We start from the raw sequence: 19,171 nt of genomic DNA, 5'->3' as shown, positions 1-19,171 counted from the left end.
CGGGAGGCCGGGACAGGCTGACCGACCCGGGCGCGCGATGCCTGGCGTCGGGCCGCGGCTGGCCGGCCGGTCCCCAGGGCCGGCAGGCCGACTGTCACAGGACCTGAGCGGTCGCGCGGGGTGCGGTGGGGCGGCGAGTCCGTACGGTGTCCACGAGAGTGGCGGCATGAGCGTGTTCGATCGGTTCCGTAAGCCCGCACCGGGCGTTGGCCGCGAGCAGGCGGGGGCGGTGGACGACCTCGCCGCCGAGGCGCCCACTGCGCCCCCTGCGGTCCCGACGAGCTGGCTGGCCGTGCCCACGCTGGCGGAGGCAGGCGCACAGCGCCCGGTGGCCGGCACGTCCTTCCATCAGGGGCTGCTAGCCGACACCGACCGCCAGCTCCGGTCGCAGTCACCTGTTGCGGACCTGGTGACGGTGCAGCTGGCGGTGGTGGAGAGCGGCGACTACGCCGGGGCGGTGGGGGTGTACCTGGCCGGGCGTCGGGCCGGGTCGGTGCCCGCGGGCAGGGTGGAGGCCTACCGGCCGGTGGTGGCTGCTCTCACGGAGCAGGGCCTCCCGGCCACCTGCCGGGCCGCGATCGTCGGCGGGGGCGGGGTGCTGAGCTTCGACCTGTTCGGCGGGGACGAGACGAGGGACGGCGACGGTGCCCGCAACTTCGGGCTGGCCCTGCTGCAGCCGGCCCAACCTGCGGCCGCCGGGCCGGATGCGCCGTTCCTGCCACCGCACACCGGGTCGCGGGTGAGCGTCCTCGGGCCGGCACGGTGGGACGCGGCCATGCCGAGCCGCGCGAAGCGGTTCGTGCATCGCCGAGTGGGCGTGCTGTCCACGGACGGGGTGCTCTCACTCGACGGTGATGCTGTCGGCCGGGTGGAGAGCGCCGCGGAGGTTCTGCCGCCGCTGCTCGCGGCTCACGCCGCCGGGTTCCCGCTCACCTGCGCAGTGCGCATCATCCGAGAGCCCGATCGGCCGCTGCGGGTGGCGGTCGACGTGCCGCTGAGTTTTCAGAGCTGAGGCCCTCTCGCCGCTAGTGCCGCGAGCGGCAAACTTTGGCCCTGAAGGCGGCTTCAGAGACACTTGTGGGTGCTTTGGCGCAGGCCAAGGCCACGTCCACCGCACGGCGCACCATGATCTGCACCGTGGCCTCCTCAGACGTCTTTCCTGAGCTTCGTTCACCGCCTCTGACTCGAGCCTTCTACGGCGTCGTCGTGGTCGCAGCCGTCCTCCTCATGTTCCTTGTCCCTACCGTCCCGTTTCCGCTGTTGCTCACAATCGCCTTTATGGCCCTCGCTGTTGGCGCACTCGGATCCGTGGTCGCGGCCGCGTTTACTCGCGTCCGGGCGCGCCCTGAGGGCTTGCTCGAAGTGCGGAACCGTCTGACGACCCGACGGCTTCAGCGCTCCGACGTCGACCGGGTGATCCTGCGACGCCAAGGTGGGATCGGGTCCTGGCGGCGACTCGAACTCCTGCTCAAGGACGGAACCCAACTGCCCCTGGTCGCCACCGATACGTTGCCTGTGCCTGGCCAACGGCGACAGTTGGAGCAGCGAGCGACGGAATTGCGCCACTGGCTAGGAGGCCGCTCGTAGGAAGCGCGGCGATCCCGATCTTCACGCTTCGCGCTTGTCCCATAGTGGGCCGCTAAGGGGCGCCCGAGTTGGGAGGAAACCCTGTTCGGGTGATCCGGCCGGCGAACGGGACGCCCCTCGGGCAGAGGCTCGTACATTCGGCCCTCGGTTCCCCTGAGCAGGAAGGTGGCGACATGAGCGCCGCGCAAGGGCCCGCGCCAGTTGGGCTGCCGACGCTGCGCGCGTGGCGTCGGACTGGCCTCATCTTGTGCATGGCAGCGTTGGTGCTCTTGATGGTCTTTGTCGGTGCGGCCATCGCTACCGGGCTCGAAACCATCGTGGCCGTTCTCGGACTCAGCGCCTTCGTGTTCGCCCTGATTGGTCTCGGGTTCCTGCGAAGGGCATGGTCCGACCCTGATGTAAAGGACGAGCCCTCAGTAGGCCGCGCGAGACAGTTGTCCGACGTAGCGATGACCACCTGGGGAGCCGCGATCATTCCGAACGCCATCCTCGCGTGGCGTCCCGACTTGGCGGAAACGCTGAACTGGCTCTCTGCGGTGTCAGTCGTGCTGGGCTGCGTCGCGGTGGTCGCCTTTATCGGCATGCTCGCCGTCGCTGTTCGGTGGAGCCCGTCCGGTCGCTGACCCAGGGCACTCAGGGGACTGTCCCGTAGTGGGCCGTTAAGGGACAGGCAGCCGCGGGTCGCCCGTGCGATGTGACCAGCAGGCGCCGATGCTTACGCGGTCAGACCCCGCGATGATTGCAGGAAGCCGTACAGCGCGCCGCAGGGCAGCTGGTCCGCCGTCTTCACTACGGTCTCAGGCGTGTTCGCCCTGCTCGACGTCCAGGACTGGACACGGGAGGATTTTGAGCCCGGCGGTGACGAAGCCAAGGTCTGGCTTACCGATCCGCGCAGCGAGCACACCAGGTGGCTCTACAAGCCGCCTACGGTGAAGACGCTGAAGCCTCCTCAGGACCAGCCCGACCTAGTCAGGATGTATCGACGAGGTGAGGATTGGGCCGAGAAGCTCAGCGCCGAACTCGCCGCCTTCGTCGGCATCCCCGCGGCACAGGTGGAGTTCGCCGTGCTCGACGGGCAGCGCGGCTCGATGTCGCGCGACTTGCGCCCGTGGGAGTGGGCCATGCACGGCGGCGGCGTGCTTATCGGCGGCGTAGACGAGAACTACCGCCCGCGCGATAGCGCAGACAAGAGGCCCAACCGGATCGGGCACAACCTCGACAACATCCAGCGAGTCCTAGCCGACGCGCACGGTCCTCCGCATACCGAGTACACCGACTGGCCGGCCTTCGACGTGTTCGCCGGCTTACTTCTCTTCGACGCGTGGATCGCCAACACGGACCGACATGAGTACAACTGGGCCGTTCTGCATGGTCCCGCCGGTGAGCTCCGTCTGGCGCCGACGTTCGACCACGGGTCTGCGCTCGGATCGGGGCTCATGGATCAGAACCGGGGGCAGCTCGTCGCTCACGGCCAGCTCCGTCGTTGGTGCGAACGTGGCTTCGCGCACCGCTTCGAGGACATGGGCAGAACTCCCCTGGTGGCGTTCGCCCGGGAGGCGCTGCAGCGGGCCGGTTCACCCGCACGGGCTTACTGGACCAGCCGCATCGCGAGCGTGAGCGCTGATCGGTGTCATGCTCTGGTGGACGCAGTCCCGAACTTGTCACCGGCGACACGTACGTTCGTGTCAAACCTGCTGGCCATCAACCAAGAGAGGATCCGGTCGTGACGTCTGTCCTGCTCCCCGACGCGGAGACCTCTGGTGAGGCCAGGGACACGGGACGCCTGATCGTCACCGTCCGGCGACCGGACGGTGACTACCAAGCCGTGGGAGTCCTGACCGCAACGCCGGAGCGTTACTCCTTCGCCTACCTACGCCGAGCCGTCGAAGCTGACGGGTTCATATCTCTGCTGGGCTTCCCGGAGACCCAGCGGGTGTACGAACGGCCGTATCTGTTCCCGCTGTTTGCCGAACGAGTGATCAGTCCCCGCCGCCCGGATCGCCTGGAGTATCTCCGGACGCTGAATCTCGGCGAGGACGCCACACCTCTTGAGGTGTTGACCCACTCTGGAGGTCACCGGCGCGGAGACAACATCGAACTTGTCCCAATGCCAGTTATTGACGCTAGTGGAGCGACGCGCGCACTGTTCATGGCGCATGGTGTGCGCTACCGAGGGTCTGCAGCGAGTGAGCGAATCGCTCGCCTGTCAACTGGCGAGCCGCTGACCTTGGCCCCAGAGCCGAGCAATCCCGCAGATCCTTTCGCCGTTGGTGTCCACGACACTGGCGGCCTCTTGCTGGGCTACGTACCTCGGCCGCTGACTGGCTATATCCATGCCCTCAAAGAGATGGCGGCCGCCGTGGAGGTCGCTAACGGAGTAGAGACGAATCCACATCTTCGACTCCTTGTCCGCCTGAACGGCACCCTGCCAGCCGGCGTTGATCCCTTCGCGGGGCCAGAGTGGGATACCTTCGGCTCATAGGCCTGAGGCCTGGCTCGACCCCAAGCGGCCCACTTAAGGGACACAGTCAGCGACGTCCTCGCTGATGCCGGTAGAGGACGAGCCCGCCGACCGCGAGCAGAACAACGATGACCCCGACTCCGGCCAGCCCAAGCAGTTGCCCGAGCACAGTGCCGATGACGGCTCCAACGGCGGACCAGAGGACGAGGAGCAGCCAGAAGCGCCTGGTAGTGCCAGCGGGCCGCGACATGCAGCCGACGCTAGCGACCGATCCCCCTGACGACCGCATCCGCACGCGAACTCCACTCGGGCAGGGGACGGCCCTGGCGACGGATGTCCCAAAGGCACCTTGTGTCCCTGGGCGGCCCACTCAGGGACACCTTTCGGCGGCGTGCCAGTCAGTTCGCGCCCACCATCAGCCCACCTGCGGCAGAGTCGCCCGCGTGCCTTCGGAACGGTCCTACGAGGACAAGAGACCTGGCCAGCAGCTCTACGGCGTCATCGAGTTCTGTGCCAGTCCCAAGGTGTTGTACGCCAAGATCGAGAGTGGTCACTACGACTGGCTCGGCGTTCGGCAAGACAAGCGTGGGCGCGTTACCTATGTCGTCGGTAGGCCGAGGCTCGCTCGCCTGGAAGGCCTCGGCGGCGGTATCGCCAAGCACGGTCCGCCTTCGATGACCGGACAACATCACGTCGAAGTCCGCATTCCGCACCGACTGCGCCCACCTCCGTCAGAGTCGTGGTGGCTGACATCCGAGGAGGCGCGGGCGGACTTCGAACGAAAGAAGGTGACGCTGATGCAGGGCGACGGCTCAGGGCTCTACCGGTTACGGCTCTACAGCGACGGGCGACTCGTAGACGAGCACTTCGTGGTTCGCACCTTGCCGAACGTGCTTTGAGGAACCTCCGCCGGTGTCCCAGAACGGCCGGCGCGCTCAGGGACACCACCGAGGTCCCTCGGCCGTCTCTTGCGACGGTGGCCCGTCGAGAGCCGTTCTTGTTCCATTGCGTCCACTCACCGACACTCGGCACGAGCGATTCATGACCGTCTTGCTGTTCTGACGCATGCGTGCGATCGGCCCCGACGAGTTGGAGGACGAGGGCGAGACTGACCACAAGCTGCAGCGCTGGAACCTACCCCCGCACCTGGCAGCTGACCGGACGCAGCCCCCGCCGAGCGCCCCATGCTGCCCAGACATTCCCGCTCCTGCTGCGGTCACCTGAAGGTGCGGCATCCCACGTGCCTTCGGTGGGTGTCATGGGCGGAGCTCAGTGAGCCGACCTGATCAGTAGTCCGGTGTGTCAGCGCAGGAGAGCACCACGCAGCGCGGTGAGCAGGGCGTCGTCATCGAGGCCGGTGGCCCGGCCGATTCGCACGAGGTGATCGGCGGCGCGTTCGACCTGGTCCGAGGCCGTTGCGCCGCTGGGTGCGGGGTCGTTCGTCTGCATCGGTCCGGCGATGACGGTGCCGGTCCTGCGGCGGGAGGTGACCCACCCGCCGGTCTCCAGTTCCCGGTAGGCCCGTGCCACGGTTCCCACGGCGATGCCAAGATCGGCGGCAAGCGCGCGGGCTGCGGGCAGCCGGTCGCCGCGGACAAGGCGCCGCGCACTGACGAGGGCGCTGACCTGGGTGCGCAGCTGTTCGTAGACCGGTACCGCCGAGGTGACATCGATCCGAAGGGTCAGCGGTGCCGGGTCGGTGGCGGTCACACCACCACCGGTGACGGTGTCTGGGCAGCCGGCGGGGCCGGAGGTGCCGGCCGCAGTCGCGGGGCGGGCAGGAGCAGCAGCACCAGTGCGGCGACAGCGGCGAATCCCCCGGCGATCATCGCCGCAACGCCGATCACCTCGAGTCCGGGCCCGCCCTCGATGACGTAGGTGGCCCCCTCGATGCCCACCAAGGTGTCCTGGGCGGCAGTGTGGAGCGCCGCCCCTGCCACGAACCACAGCCCAGCCAGCAGGAGCAGCAGGGCCGAGGTGGAGCCGCGCAGCACGCGGTGGATGGAGGCTCCCCGCAGTGTCCGCTCGCTCGCTTCGTCGGCGGGCACCGCCGACCGATTCAGCGCAGCCTGCACGGTCAGCCAGGTGAGCAGTACGAGCAGGCCGGTCCCGATGAGGGCGGGCAGCGCAAAAACGTCTCCGGGATAGGGGCCGGTGGTGCTGGGGCCAACGACCACGTCCAGTCCAGGAGGCGATGGCGGGGTGGTGGTGAACGAGCGACCATCGGCGCCGGCCGTGGACCAACCGGCGGCGCACGTTGCCACGACCACCAGCACCACCGAGCCATAGATCGTTCGCAGCCACCGGACACTGGACGGGAAGCGCCGCGGAGTGAGACCCGCAGTTCGCACCGCGCCACGGGGACGGGGCCACAGCTTCTCGCCCACACCCAGGACCGCGGTGTGCACGACGCCGAACACCAGCGGTGCCAGCGCAATCGACACGCCCGATCCGAGACGGCCGGCGAGGTCTCCCAGGGCAACGGCAACGCCAGCGACGCCCCCCAATGCCACAGAGAGCCCGTTGGTGGACAGGCCGTACCGCCGGGCATCGGCAACTGCAGGCGCCAGTTGCCTGCGTCTGACTGCAGTGGCTGCTAGCACCACCAGAACCACGACACCCACCAGCACGAAGACGGCCACCGGGCCGACGGCCAGGACTCCGGTCACTGCAACTCCGTTCACTGAATGAACCAATACATCGGTACATTGAGTCTCGTTGTGTCGGTATGTCAAGACGCCACGCCACCCGGGTGATAAGGGGGTGACTGCTCACAGCCTCTGACGGACTCTGTACCTGCGGCTCGACGGGCCATGGTGGGCGCGTGGTCGCCGCGGACCACACCCGCCATCGCAGCTTTCCTGCCTGACCGACGAGCGGCTGAGTGCACCCGAGGAGTGGACGGACAGGAAGGAGGCTCGTCCGGAACTCGACGAGTCCTACTCCGCCTTGTGGAGAGCCGCGACCTCGTCGCCCACCTCAGCCGCCTACGAGTCGCTCACCCCGGCGATCGTCCCGGTGACCGCTCCGAGGCCGGGTGTCCCTGAAGCCGCCTTCAGGGACAGGTGGGAGGCCTCGTTCGCCGTCACCCAATAGGGATCCGTCTGGACGCCGGCCCTTCGAGTGAGCTTCCGGCCCCACACGGGACCACCCACTGACAGACCTTCGCCGTCCACACTCCCCTGCGCTTCCCACAACCCGCCCGATCCGGCTGGCGCTGGTCGAGGGAAGGGTCGGCCGCAGGCCGATCCCGAAGGGACGCGAAGCGCCCTTGCCGCGACCGAGGCAGCCGGCACGCTGATCGGGTGGGACGCGCGTCGCCGATACCGCGGGCGTGCCGACGTGCGAGCCGGATTCCGTTCCGTAGCCATGGGTCAAGGCAGCCAACCGCGCGCCGCGCCGACACCGGGGGCCTGCCGCCAGTCCCCATCCAGTCCCCAAAAGGTTCAACAAGACCCATCTGTCTCCGAACATCACTAACCAGGAAAGTGCAGGTCAGGCGCTATATCAACGAAGAGCCACAGGTGCCCAATCACGCGGGGGGAGTTCGCGATCTACTACGACATCTGAGTTCCACCGCCACTGCGGCCCCCGACCTCGTCAAGGCCGGGGGCCGCAGTGCGTCCGCGCCTGGTTTCCTCAGCCCGCCGTGCCGAAGGCCCGCCGGAAGTGCTGCGCCGCCTCCTGCTGCGCCTGCTCGGCCTTGTCCAGCACCGCGGCCGCGCCGAAGAACTCGTGCGAGACGCCGTCGTACCGGGTGCTCGCCGTGGGGACACCGGCCGCCTCCAGCTTGCGGGCGAACTCCTCGCCCTGGCTGCGCAGCGGATCGCGCTCGTCGGTGATGACCAGCGTTGGCGGCATGGCGGCCAGCTGCTCCGGCGTCCAGTCCAGCAGCGCGATCCGCGGGTCCTTCGCCGCCTCCGGCTTGCCCTCGAAGGCGTGCATCGCCATCCAGGACAGCAGCGCGCGGTTGAGCGGCCGGGCATCGGCGGCGTCCTCCATCGACTCACCGAACTGCTCACCGGTGGTCAGCGGGTAGACGCAGACCTGCGCCAGCGGCAGCGGCTGGGCGTTGACGGCCAGCGTGAGCGCGGTGGCCGGTGCCATGTTGCCGCCGACGGACTCCCCGCCGATCGCCATCCGGGCCGGGTCGCCGCCGATCTGCGCCGCGTTCTCCCGCACCCAGGTCCAGGCGGTCAGGACGTCGTCGTGCGACGCCGGGAAGACGGCCTCCGGCGCCCGCCGGTAGTCGGGGCTGACCACGATGGCGCCGGTCTTGTTGCACAGCCCGCGGCAGGAGGCGTCGTAGTGGTCGTCGATGTCGAACAGCACCCATCCGCCGCCGTGGATCCACATGATGATCGGCAGCGCACCGGGCCAGGTACCGGCCGGCTTGTAGACCCTCAGCCGCTGCTCCCCGCCGGCGCCGTCGGGGATCATCAGGTCGTCCACGGAGCCGACCGGCTCCGGGCCCTCGATGCCCCGCTCCTTCATCACCTTCTCCACCGCCTGCTTCGGGCCGGGCTGCTTGCGCGCCTCGGCCGGCGTCAGCACCTCGTACGGCAGCGGCCCGAGCGAGGAGAAGGCATCGAGCAGCTCCTGGGCCTGCGGGTCGAGGAGACCGCTCGGGTCGGTGGCGAGCTCCTTCTGCTTCCCCGAGGCCACGTCGCGGGCCATGTCCAGCGGCTTGGCCACCGCACCGGCGACCTTCTCGGCGAGCCCCTCCGACGGCGCGTTCGGGTGCGGCCGCGTCGGCGCGCGCCGCTTGGCGGTGAGGAACTCCTTGCCCAGCTGGGCCATCCGCTCGGCCCCGGCCTTGGACCGAAACTCCGGCAGCTCGTCGGACTCCTCGTCCTCCACGTGGTGGCGGACCAGCCCGATCAGCTTCGACAGCGTCTCCTCGAACTCCGTCTCCTCCGGCTCCGTGCGGCCCAGGGTGACGAGCAGCTCCTTGATCTCCTGGTGCTCGTGCTCGGCGTCGTCGTGCTCGTCGGTCATGCCGATCTCGGGCCAGATCGGGTAGAGCACCGTCTCCTCGGCGAAGGCGTGCATCGACAACTCGGCGACCACCTGGTCGACCAGGACCCGGCGGTTGCCGCGGCCGGCCTCCAGGTGCTGGAACTGCCGCTCGACGATCGCGTGATCGTCGGCGATCAGATGGTCGATGTCTCCGGGCTGGGTCGGGTACTTCAGGGGCATGGGGAGCCTCCGGGATCCGGGGTGCGCGGGCAGGTCCCCTTCCGCCTACCCGCCCTCCCCGGTGCGGACACGACGATCGCGGTCCGGGCTCAGGTGCGGAAGGATCCGGCGTCCTCCGGCAACGAGCCGGTGAGCAGCGCGACCACGGCTTCGACGGCCCCGTAGACCAGCAGGGCCGCCGCGATGAGCAGGCCAGGTGGCACGACCACCGGCGCCGCCATTAGCGAGATGGCGAGCACCCCCGGCGCGCTCCGCCACCAGCCCGTCCCGCGCACGGGGTCCGCGAAGGCGCCCCACCGCACCCCGCACCACATCAGCCAGCGACGGACCACCGGCACGCCGCTCTCCCGCAGGACCCGGCGGAAGACCCCGTCGGCCTCCCGCGCGGTCACGACGCCGCTCTCGATGCCGACGGTGCAGAGCCAGTCGTGCAGGATCGCCGCCGCCGTGTACCGGCCGAAGCGCGGCACCAGCCAGACCACGACCCGCGGCACCGTGGCGAAGTCGGTCCGGAACCCGGCGGGCACGACGAAGCGGTCGCGCGTCCCGCGGTAGACCAGCGGCTCGACCACGCCCCAGTGCTCGTCGTCCAGCGTCCGGACGACGACGTCCCCGACCTCGAACGGCACGCGCCCCTCCCCCGTCTCCCCTGTGCTCAGCGCGGCGCCGCCGGTGGCCGGCAGGCTGCGTCAGACGCGGGCGGCCCGGTCGAAGACGAGGGAGGCCATCATCGCGTCGAGCACCTCGACGTTGCGGTCGTGATCGAACCCCGGCAGGCCCACCGTGTCGGCCACGAGGACGCTGCCGCCGGGCAGTTCGGAGCCGAGCTCGACGACGTACGTCGTGATCGGGGTCCCCGCCGGGTAGAACCCCGGACCGGCCACCTGCTCCACGCGCATCGCCGCCCGCCCGCCGACGTCGACCGCCGTGCGCGCCGTCTCGTCGGGCCACGCGGCGACGAACCCGTCGGCCGGCTGGACGGACAGCGTGACGGCGGCGATCCGGACGTCGGTGGCCTCCGGTACGGAGAACGACTCCCCGTCGAACCAGCTGCACAGCGGAAGCACCTCGCCGGAGTTGACCGACCAGTCCGCCGGGTAGCCGACGCTGAACCCGGCCGGGTGGTCGCACCGGGCGGTCTCCGCGGCGGCGACCGCATCGATCGTCTCCGTGCCGGCGGACGGCGGCGCCGACGCGGACGGGACGGCCGCGTCGGTGGTACCGCAGCCGGCCAGGACCAGCAGCGAGGAGGCTGCGGCGAGAAGGAGTCGCATGCTGCGGTACCTGCTTCCGGACGGGGCGGTGGACCACCCCTCTCTATCCAGCGACGCCGCATCCGGAACGTTCCGATCCGAAGACCGTCCGCAGGACCGTCCCTCAGTCCACCCGCTCGGCCACCGTCCGGGCGGCGATCCGGCGGATCCGGTCGGCGTTTCCCGACAGCAGACGGTCCAGCACCCGGTCCACCGGCGGCGCCTCGCCGAGCCGGGCCAGGCCCGCCCAGCGCGGCACCGTCACGGTCCGGGACCGCGGGCTGCGCAACAGGCCGCCGATCCGGTCGGCCACCCGGTCGGGCGAGATGCCGCGGGACAGCCGGCCGCGGGCGTCCTCGCCCGACACCGGGGGGTGGCCGTGGCCCCGGGCCAGCCACTCGGTCTCCACGAAGAACGGATTGACGGTGTGCACGCGGATGCCGCGAGTGGTCACCTCCCGGCGCAGGCCGCGCGCGAAGCCCTGCACCCCGGCCTTGGTGGCGGAGTACACCGTCAGCGGCGGCACCTGCGACCAGGCGGCGACGGAGGAGACCATGACGACGTCGGCCCGCCCCCGGTCGGCGGCCGACCGGAGCAGATGCGGGAGCGCCAGCCGGGTCAGCTCGACGACGCCGGTCAGGTTCAGCGCGACGATGCCCTCGACGGACTCTCCCGGCATGTCCTCGAGCAGCCCGGCCCAGCCGACTCCGGCGTTGTGCACGACGGCGTCCAGCCGGCCGTGCTCGTCCAGCACCCGGTCCAGGAGGGCGGCCCGGTCACCGGCGTCGGCGACGTCGGCCACGGTCGTGCACACCCCGGGCAGGCCGCCGAACGCCTCCTCCAGCCGGTCCCCGTGGCGGGCGCAGGTGACGACGCGGGCGCCGTCGGCGGCCAGCCGGGTGACCGTGGAGCGGCCGATACCCGCGCTGCCCCCGGTGACGAGCACGACGCGGTCGGAGAGAGAAGTCATGGCGGCGTGCTACCCGCGGGCGACGTCACACCCACCCGCGCATCGTTTCCGCGGTCGCTGGGCATGCTGACGATCATGCGCCTGCCCGAGCCACGGGGTCCCCTCACCGACGCCCTCTTCCGCGACCTCGCCACCCGCACCGACCTCTCCGCGGCGACGCTCGAGCGCGCCCGGCGGGTGGCCGCGGACGACTCCGCGGCGCTGACCGACGACGACCTGCAGCTGGCCCTCGCCGGCTGCTACGAGCTGCACTACCGCGGCTTCGACGGCGTCTCCGAGGACTGGGAGTGGAACCCCGCGCTGATCGGGTTGCGGGCCGGCCTGGAGCGGCGTCACGAGGCGGCGCTGCGGGAACTGGTGGGCGGCGTGCCGGTCACCGACGAGCCGATCGACCGGCAGCTGACCGCGCTGATCGACGCCGACGACGGCCCGTCGCTGTCGTCGTACATGGCCAAGCAGGGCACCCTCGAGCAGTGGCGGGAGTACCTGACCCTGCGGTCGGTGTACCACCTCAAGGAGGGCGACCCGCACACGTTCGCCATCCCGCGGCTGTCCGGCCGGGCCAAGGCGGCCATGGTGGAGATCCAGGCCGACGAGTACGGCGGCGGCTCCGTCGAGCGGATGCACAGCGAGCTGTTCGCCGGGCTGATGCGCGATCTCGACCTGGACGCCGGGTACGGCGCGCTGTGGAACGAGGCCCCGGCGGTCGCCTTCGCCTCGGTGAACACCATGTCGCTGTTCGCGCTGCACCGCCGGCTGCGCGCCGCGGCCCTGGGACACCTCACCGCCGTGGAGATGACGTCGTCCGAGCCCAGCCGGCGGTACTCCGCCGGGCTCCGCCGGCTGGGTCTCGACGAGCGGACGACCGTCTTCTACGACGAGCACGTGGAGGCCGACGCCGTCCACGAGCAGATCGCGTCGGTGGACATGTGCGGATCGCTGGTCGCCGAGGAGCCCGGGCTGGCCGCGGACGTGCTGTTCGGTGCGGGCGCCTCGCTGGCCCTCGACGGGCTCGCGGCACACCACCTGCTGGGCGCGTGGGAGGCCGGTCGCTCGGCCCTGCGCACCCAGTCCGCGCTGGCCGCCTGACAGCCCCGGGAGCATCGCAGCGAGGAACGAGCGAGGAGCGGACCGGGGCGCGGAAGGTGGCCGATGCTTCGGCTGCCTGACCCCGCGACCGCCGCTCACCCGGCGGAGACGGGCTCGTCCCGCTCGGAGGCGCGAGTGCCCGCCCGGGTGATCGCCCAGCCGAAGACCGCGGCGACGGGGAACATGAGCACCCCGTACACCGCAGCGGGGACGGCGAGCTCCACGCTGCCGAGCACGCTGATGGCGACCGCGATCGCCAGCGTGCTGTTGTGGATGCCGATCTCGAAGGCACTGGCGATCGCCTGCGCGCGCCGGATGCCGAGCATGCGGGGCACGAGGAACCCGATGGTGAGGCTGCACAGGCAGAACACCAGTGCGGGCAGCCCCACCGCCTGCAGGTAGTCCACGACGTCGTCCCGCTCGGCGAGCATCGTCCCGACGATGACCAGCGCCAGCACCACCGCGGACAGGATGCGCACCGGCTTGTCCATCCGGTCGGCGAACGCCGGGCCCGACCGGCGCACCAGCATGCCGAGAGCCACCGGCACCAGCACGATCGCGAAGACCTGCAGGGTCTTGCCGAACTGCAGGCCGAGCGTGCCGCCGTCGGAGGGGTCGAACCAGCCGATCGCCAGGTTCGTGACCAGTGGCAGGGTGACGACGGCGATCACCGAGTTGATCGCGGTGAGGCTGATGTTGAGCGCGACGTCGCCCCGGTAGAGGTGGCTGAACAGGTTCGCGGTGGTGCCCCCGGGGGAGGCGGCCAGCAGCATCATGCCGACGGCCAGCAGCGGCGAGAGGCCGAAGGCCAGGACCAGCCCGAAGGCGATCGCCGGCAGCACCAGCAGCTGCAGGGCGAGCGCGATCACCACCGCCTTCGGCTGCCGGCCGATGCGGGCGAAGTCGGCCGGGGTGAGCGAGAGCCCCAGCCCGAACATGACCACCGCCAGCGCCAACGGCAGGGCGACGGTGCTGAGGGCAGAGTCCACGACATGCTCCGATCGGGGCCGGGCGGACCTGAGGTCGCCGCGGGAACGGATACAGCGCATCCTGCGCGATGGGGATCACGTCTGGACAGCCCCCGCGCGGAGAAGCGGGGACGGTCGGGAGGGTCAGTCCTCCCGGCGGCCCGCACGGCGCAGTCGTGCGGCCGGACGCGGCCTGCTCGGCGCGCTCGGGGCGGAGAACCCGGCCCGCTTGTGCGAGCCGTCGCAGAAGGGCTTGATCCCCGACTTGCCGCACCGGCACAGCGCGATCGTCTCCCGGCCGGGATCGATCTCCGCGCCGTCCTGGTCGACCAGCCGGAAGTTCCCGCGCACGATCAGCGGCCCGTCCCGGTAGGGCGTGATCGTGGCGCCGTCCGCAGGGTCACCCGCAGGCACCCCTTCGGGATCGACGCCCTCGGGCGGGTCGGGCTCGGCCGACAACGATCGCGACACGCCCCCAGCATGCCCTGACGACGGGCGACCACACGGGCCGGGACCCCGGATCAGGACTCCGGGAACTCGAGGGTCCCGACCATGCGGTCCAGGACCCGGACGTTGCGCGCGTAGTCGAACTGCCGCAGATCGATCGTGTTGACCACCAGCGTGCGGGGTCCGTCCTCCCCCTCGCCGAGATCGACGACGTAGCTGGTCGTCCGCACCCCCTCGGGCCAGAGGCCCTCACCCGAGGAGACCCGCTCGATCCGCACCGCGGCCCGGCCGTCGACCGTGGTCTCGGACCGGCTGCGTACGTCGGCGCTGCCCGAGCCCGCGACGCGGTCGAACGGGATGGACTCCACCGACGCGGTCACCGCCCCCACCCGGGCGTCGGTGCCGGGCGGGACCGTGAACGGCTCCGGGGCGAACCGCGTGCACGCGGGCACGGTCAGACCCGAGTTGACCGACCACCCCTCCGGATAGGAGATCGAGAAGCCGGCCGGGCTCTCGCAGCGCTGCGAGAGGCCGACGGGAGCGGTGAGCTCGTCGGCGAGGACGTCCACCACGATCCGCTGCGGCGATGGCAGCGAGCCCACCGCGAACGGCCGCTGCCGGTCCAGCCCGGCGAAGAAGGTGTACCGCCCCTCGAAGAGGGTGTCCTCGACCAGGGTGTCGAGCACGGCCGCACCGGCGGCCGTCAGCTGGGCGGCCCCCTCCCAGGGCTGCACGTCCTCCGGCGCGTCGCCCGGCAGCGCGATGTTGGTCAGCGTGATGCCGAGGACGGCGTCGCCGGGGACCTCGACGGGGGCTCCCGATCCCTGGGCTCGCGGCTCGTCGGTGTAGCCGATCTCCCAGCCGGCCTCGCCCTCACCGGCCACCTCGAAGACGATCCGGTCGAAGCCCTCGTGGGCAGCGAGTCGCACGTCGGTGAGCGCCACCGGCGGGCCGTTTCCCTGGGCGACGGACTCGGCGGTGTCACCGGCACCCACCGGTTCCAGCGCCTCGGATCCGTCGTCCGACGGCTCGTCCGACGGCTCGCCCGACGGCTCGCCGGCCGGGTCGTCGCGCGGCTCGGTCGCGGTCGGTGACGCGGTCGGATCGGGGTCGGCGTCGGCCGGGGGCCCGCCGTCCGTGGTGCAGGCCGTGAGGAGCAGCGCCGCACAGACTCCGGCGGGAAGGAAACGCATGCCTGTCCTGCCTTGATCTAGGGGTCACGTCCTCCCGGAGGCCTTGCCGTGGCTCCCGGTTTCGAACCTGCCCGGACCCGATGCAACCGGATCGTCACATGCCGGGTCCTGTGGTCACTGCCCCGGCCCGGGCGGCGGCTGGCCGTAGAAGACCTGCTCGACCACGGTCCGGGCGTGCCGGGTGGTGCGGCGGTAGTCGTCGACGAACTGACCCGGGTCGTCGTCCGCGCCGTACCCGCACGCCCGGGCGACCCCCGCCAGCTCCAGTCCCGGCCGGGGCAGCTGGTCGCTGGGGCGACCACGCACCAGGAAGATCGCGTTCCGCGCGCGGGTCGCCAGCTCCCACGCGGACCGCAGCGCGTCGGCCCGGTCGGGATCGAGCAGCGACGCCGCCGTGAGCGCATCCAGCGCCCCGGGCGTGGAGGGCGCCTGGAGCGAGGGGAGCTCGGCGGCGTGCTGGAGCTGCAGGAGCTGGACGGTCCACTCGACGTCGGCGAGGCCGCCGCGGCCCAGCTTGGTGTGGGTGGCCGGATCGGCGCCCCGGGGGAGCCGCTCCCGCTCCACGCGGGCCTTGATCCGGCGGATCTCGGCGACCTGCTCCGCGGACAGCCCGGCGGCCGGGTAGCGGATGGGGTCGACGAGGTCGGTGAACGCGGCACCGAGGTCCTCGTCGCCGGCCACCGGTACCGCACGCAGCAGCGCCTGCACCTCCCACACCGACACCCAGCGCTCGTAGTACTCCTGGAACGCCGAGAGGCTGCGCACCAGCGGACCCTGCCGGCCCTCGGGCCGCAGGTCGGCGTCCACCTCGAACGCCGGATCCGGCCCGGGTTCGGCGAGCAGCCGACGGAGGGTGTGCGCCACCGCGTTCGCCGCGGCCGTCGCCTTCGTCTCGTCGGCAGTGCTCTCCCCCCGCACCGCCCGGGGCCGGTGCACGAACAGCACGTCGGCGTCGGAGCCGAAGCCCATCTCTCCCCCGCCCAGGCGCCCCATCCCGATGACGGCGAGGTCCATGGGCAGATCCGCGACCTCGACGTGGGCCTCGAGCGCGTGCGCCCGCAGCGCGGTGTCCAGCCCGGCCTGCAGGGTGGCGACGGCGACGTCGGTGAGCGCCCGCCCCACCTGGTGCACGTCCAGGCGGCCCAGCAGGTCGGCGGAGGCGATCCGCAGCAGCTCATGCCGGCGCAGGCCGCGGATGACCCGGATGCCGGCCTGCGGATCGGGCGCCCGCCCGGCGGCCTGCCGCCAGGCCTTGGCCAGCGTGGCCGCCGTCCGGGGCGCGAGCTCGGCGTCGTCGACGAGCAACCGCAGCGCCTCGGGGGTGCGGGTGAGCAGGGAGGCCACGTACTGGCTGGAGCCCAGGAGCTGGGCGAGGCGCTCGGCCACCTGGCCCTCGTCGCGCAGCAGCCGCAGGAACCACTGGTTTCCGCCGAGGGCTTCGCTGACCTGCCGGTAGGCCAGCAGCCCGGCGTCGGGGTTGGGGCAGGACGCGAAGGTCTGCAGCAGCACCGGCAGCAGGTACTTCTGCATCGACGCCGAGCGGGAGACCCCACCGGTGAGCGCACCCAGGTGCCGCAGCGCCCCATCGGGATCGGCGAAGCCCAGCGCCCGCAGCCACTCACCGGCCGCCTTCGATCCGAGCTGCAGCTGCTCGCCGGGCACCCGCGCGACCGCGGAGAGCAGCGGCCGGTAGAACAGCTTCTCGTGCAGCCGGCGCACCTCGCGGGTGTGCAGCGCCAGTTCGGCCCGCAGCACGGCGACGGCGTCGCCGCGGTGGTCGGGCTTGTAGCCCAGGGAGCGGGCGAGCCAGCGCAGCTGCTGCTCGTCGGTGGGCAGCAGGTGGGTGCGGCGCAGGCGGAGCAGCTGGAGCCGGTGCTCGACCGTGCGCAGGAACCGGTAGGAGGCGATGAGCGTCGCGGCGTCGTCCCGCCCGACGTAGCCGCCGGCCGACAGCGCCATGAGCGCCGGCAGCGTCCCGCCCACGCGCAGGCCGGGGTCGACCCGCCCGTGCACCATCTGCAGCAGCTGGACGGCGAACTCGACGTCGCGCAGGCCGCCCCGGCCCAGCTTCAGCTCCCGCTCGGCCTGCGCCGGAGGGATGTTGGCCTCCACCCGGCGGCGCATCGCCTGGACCTCGCCGACGAAGCCGGGCCGGTCGCCGGCCTTCCACACCAGCGGCCACAGCGCCTCGACGTAGGAGCGGCCCAGATCCGGGTCACCTGCGACCGGGCGCATCTTGAGCAGCGCCTGGAACTCCCAGGTGTCGGCCCACTGGTCGTAGTAGGCGGCGTGCCCGGCGACGGTGCGGACCAGGGCGCCCGCCTTGCCCTCGGGGCGCAACGCCGCGTCGACCTCCCAGGCCGCCTCCCGGCAGATCCGCATGAGCGCCGCGGCCACCCGCGTCGCGCTCGCCAGCGCGGGGGCTGCGTCGACCTCTGAACCCGCCCACCCCGCGGGATCGACCGGCTCGGCCACGAACACCACGTCGACGTCGCTGACGTAGTTCAGCTCCCGCCCACCGGTCTTGCCGAGGGCGATGACCGCCAGCCGGCAGGCCGCGGCGTCGGCCGGCTGCTCCGCGACGGCGACCGCCAGCCCGGCGCTGAGCACGGCGGCGGCGATGTCGGCGAGCTCCGCGGCGGCCTCTTCGGCCGGCACGCCGTCGGCCAGGTCTCGCCCCGCGAGGGAGAGGATCGCCCGCCGGTAGGCCAGCCGGAGCCCGGTCACGCGCTCCCGAGCGGCGTCGGGCGCCCCCTTGCCCAGCCGGACGCCCCAGGGCGGGTCGTCCGGGTCGGCACCGACGGCGCGCAGCATCTGCTGCTCCAGGGCGTGCGGGGTCGGCCGGCTCGGCCCGTGCTCCTCGTCGTCGAGGACGTCCCAGTCCAGCGGATGGGCAGCCAGGTGGTCGGCCAGGCCGGAGCTGGCGCCCAGGACGGCGAGCAGGCGACCCCGCAGCTGCCCGGACCCGCGGAGCCGGGCCAGCAGCGTCGCGGCCGCTCCCCCGCTGTCGTCGGCGACGTCGAGCGCCTCCACCAGCCGGTGCAGCGACCGGACGGCGAGGTCGGGATCGCCGGCACGGGCCAGCGCCGCGACCACCGGGCCGGCCTCCGGATCGGCCGGTTCGTTGCGCTCCAGGTCCCACAGGCCCAGGGACGAGTCCGACAGCAGCCGGGCGGCGCGCTCGCCGTCCTCGAAGCCGAAGCGGACCAGCCGGACGGTCGCCCGGCGCGGGATCTCCGCCTGGGGCGCGGTCATGCGCGGGCCCGGACCAGCCCGGCGAACCGGGTGGTGAACGGCTGCCAGGCCTCCGCGACGTCGTCGTGCGCGGCGGCGGCGCGGGCGCACAGGGTGTCGATGTCCAGCGGGCCGGCTGCGACACCCACAGGGTCGCTGGCGGCCCAGGCGCGCACCATCTCCGGCGTCGTCTCGATGTGGAACTGCAGGCCGTAGACGTGCGCACCCACCCGGTAGGCCTGGTGCGGGTAGTGCGGATTGCTCGCCAGCAGGGTGGCGCCGGTCGGCAGCTCGGCGATCTCGTCGTGGTGCCACTGGATGACGTCGGGCGACAGCGGCAGCGGGCCGAACACCGGGTCGGCGTCGGCCACGTCCCGCTTGGCCACCAGGGTGGCGCCCACCTCGGGGCCCTCGGCACCCACGCGGATGCGCCCACCGCCCGCCTGCGCGAGCAGTTGGGCGCCCAGGCAGACCGCCAGGGTGGGCAGGTCGGCGTCGATCGCCTGCCGAAGCAGGGCCCGGACGCCGACGAGCTCGGGGCTGGTCGCCTCGTCGTCCATCGACGACTGCGGGCCGCCGAGCACGAGCAGCCCGTGGAAGCCGTCGAGGGTCTCCGGCAGCGGCTCGCCGAGCCCCAGATGCCGCTCGTCGAGCTCCAGGCCCGCCGCGCGCAGCCACTCCCCCAGCCGCGCGGGCGGGTCGCTCTCGCTCGGGACGACGACGAGCAGGCGGGCGTCGGAGGTCACGCGATCGAGGCTAGTAGCCCGGAT

17 protein-coding genes are annotated in these 19,171 nt (G+C 71.9%); 6 read left to right on the top strand and 11 right to left on the bottom strand.

What is annotated here, in order from left to right; translation table 11 throughout:
* Positions 1-166 precede the first annotated feature (166 nt).
* The 5 genes from BLASA_RS09285 to BLASA_RS24980 all read left to right on the top strand — a co-directional run bounded on the left by BLASA_RS09285 (position 167) and on the right by BLASA_RS24980 (position 4,947).
* Positions 167-1,012 carry a hypothetical protein gene (locus BLASA_RS09285; RefSeq protein WP_014375862.1) on the top strand — a complete coding sequence of 282 codons (846 nt, stop codon included), beginning with the start codon at positions 167-169 and terminating at the stop codon, positions 1,010-1,012.
* A 748-nt stretch (positions 1,013-1,760) separates the two neighbouring features.
* Complete coding sequence (locus tag BLASA_RS09275; protein ID WP_014375860.1) at positions 1,761-2,210, top strand: hypothetical protein; 450 nt, start codon at positions 1,761-1,763, stop codon at positions 2,208-2,210.
* Between the two features lie 180 nt (positions 2,211-2,390).
* Positions 2,391-3,314 (top strand): hypothetical protein, encoded by a 924-nt coding sequence (locus BLASA_RS09270; RefSeq protein ID WP_014375858.1) that lies wholly within the window; start codon positions 2,391-2,393, stop codon positions 3,312-3,314.
* Entirely contained in the window at positions 3,311-4,069 is a 759-nt protein-coding gene (locus tag BLASA_RS24195) for an HIRAN domain-containing protein (protein ID WP_014375857.1), read from the top strand. Before BLASA_RS09270 ends, BLASA_RS24195 begins: the two co-directional genes overlap by 4 nt.
* Before the next feature lie 422 nt (positions 4,070-4,491).
* Positions 4,492-4,947 (top strand): hypothetical protein, encoded by a 456-nt coding sequence (locus BLASA_RS24980; RefSeq protein WP_014375855.1) that lies wholly within the window; start codon positions 4,492-4,494, stop codon positions 4,945-4,947.
* 403 nt (positions 4,948-5,350) lie between these two features.
* Here BLASA_RS24980 and BLASA_RS25560 read toward each other — a convergent pair whose 3' ends face one another.
* The 6 genes from BLASA_RS25560 to BLASA_RS09230 form a co-directional block, all read right to left on the bottom strand.
* Positions 5,351-5,758, bottom strand: a complete 408-nt coding sequence (locus tag BLASA_RS25560) for a GntR family transcriptional regulator (protein WP_014375854.1) — start codon at positions 5,756-5,758, stop codon at positions 5,351-5,353.
* Positions 5,755-6,717 carry a hypothetical protein gene (locus BLASA_RS24190; protein ID WP_014375853.1) on the bottom strand — a complete coding sequence of 321 codons (963 nt, stop codon included), beginning with the start codon at positions 6,715-6,717 and terminating at the stop codon, positions 5,755-5,757. Before BLASA_RS24190 ends, BLASA_RS25560 begins: the two co-directional genes overlap by 4 nt.
* Before the next feature lie 970 nt (positions 6,718-7,687).
* Positions 7,688-9,247, bottom strand: a complete 1,560-nt coding sequence (locus BLASA_RS09245; protein WP_014375851.1) for an alpha/beta hydrolase fold domain-containing protein — start codon at positions 9,245-9,247, stop codon at positions 7,688-7,690.
* An 89-nt stretch (positions 9,248-9,336) separates the two neighbouring features.
* Positions 9,337-9,876, bottom strand: coding sequence for a DUF1353 domain-containing protein (locus tag BLASA_RS09240; RefSeq protein WP_014375850.1), 540 nt, complete (start codon positions 9,874-9,876; stop codon positions 9,337-9,339).
* Positions 9,877-9,936: 60 nt separating this feature from the next.
* Positions 9,937-10,521, bottom strand: coding sequence for a hypothetical protein (locus BLASA_RS09235; protein WP_014375849.1), 585 nt, complete (start codon positions 10,519-10,521; stop codon positions 9,937-9,939).
* 103 nt (positions 10,522-10,624) lie between these two features.
* Positions 10,625-11,470 carry an SDR family NAD(P)-dependent oxidoreductase gene (locus BLASA_RS09230; protein WP_014375848.1) on the bottom strand — a complete coding sequence of 282 codons (846 nt, stop codon included), beginning with the start codon at positions 11,468-11,470 and terminating at the stop codon, positions 10,625-10,627.
* A gap of 75 nt (positions 11,471-11,545) precedes the next feature.
* Between BLASA_RS09230 and BLASA_RS09225 the strand changes: the two genes are divergently transcribed.
* Positions 11,546-12,559: an iron-containing redox enzyme family protein gene (locus tag BLASA_RS09225; RefSeq protein WP_041776320.1), complete on the top strand. Its 1,014-nt coding sequence runs from the start codon at positions 11,546-11,548 to the stop codon at positions 12,557-12,559.
* Between the two features lie 95 nt (positions 12,560-12,654).
* Here BLASA_RS09225 and BLASA_RS09220 read toward each other — a convergent pair whose 3' ends face one another.
* From BLASA_RS09220 to BLASA_RS09200, 5 genes are all read right to left on the bottom strand, one after another.
* Positions 12,655-13,548 (bottom strand): bile acid:sodium symporter family protein, encoded by an 894-nt coding sequence (locus BLASA_RS09220; RefSeq protein ID WP_014375846.1) that lies wholly within the window; start codon positions 13,546-13,548, stop codon positions 12,655-12,657.
* Between the two features lie 123 nt (positions 13,549-13,671).
* The gene (locus tag BLASA_RS09215; RefSeq protein WP_014375845.1) at positions 13,672-13,998 is read right to left on the bottom strand and encodes a CDGSH iron-sulfur domain-containing protein; all 327 of its coding nucleotides are present in this window, start codon (positions 13,996-13,998) and stop codon (positions 13,672-13,674) included.
* A 50-nt stretch (positions 13,999-14,048) separates the two neighbouring features.
* Positions 14,049-15,167 carry an AMIN-like domain-containing (lipo)protein gene (locus BLASA_RS09210; protein ID WP_014375844.1) on the bottom strand — a complete coding sequence of 373 codons (1,119 nt, stop codon included), beginning with the start codon at positions 15,165-15,167 and terminating at the stop codon, positions 14,049-14,051.
* Positions 15,168-15,281: 114 nt separating this feature from the next.
* Positions 15,282-18,422, bottom strand: coding sequence for a bifunctional [glutamine synthetase] adenylyltransferase/[glutamine synthetase]-adenylyl-L-tyrosine phosphorylase (locus tag BLASA_RS09205; RefSeq protein ID WP_014375843.1), 3,141 nt, complete (start codon positions 18,420-18,422; stop codon positions 15,282-15,284).
* Positions 18,419-19,147, bottom strand: a complete 729-nt coding sequence (locus BLASA_RS09200; protein ID WP_014375842.1) for a type 1 glutamine amidotransferase — start codon at positions 19,145-19,147, stop codon at positions 18,419-18,421. Before BLASA_RS09200 ends, BLASA_RS09205 begins: the two co-directional genes overlap by 4 nt.
* Between the last annotated feature and the right edge of the window lie 24 nt (positions 19,148-19,171).

The organism is Blastococcus saxobsidens DD2 (assembly GCF_000284015.1).
Classification (GTDB): domain Bacteria; phylum Actinomycetota; class Actinomycetes; order Mycobacteriales; family Geodermatophilaceae; genus Blastococcus; species Blastococcus saxobsidens_A.
This window is presented reverse-complemented; position numbering and strand designations above follow the sequence as displayed.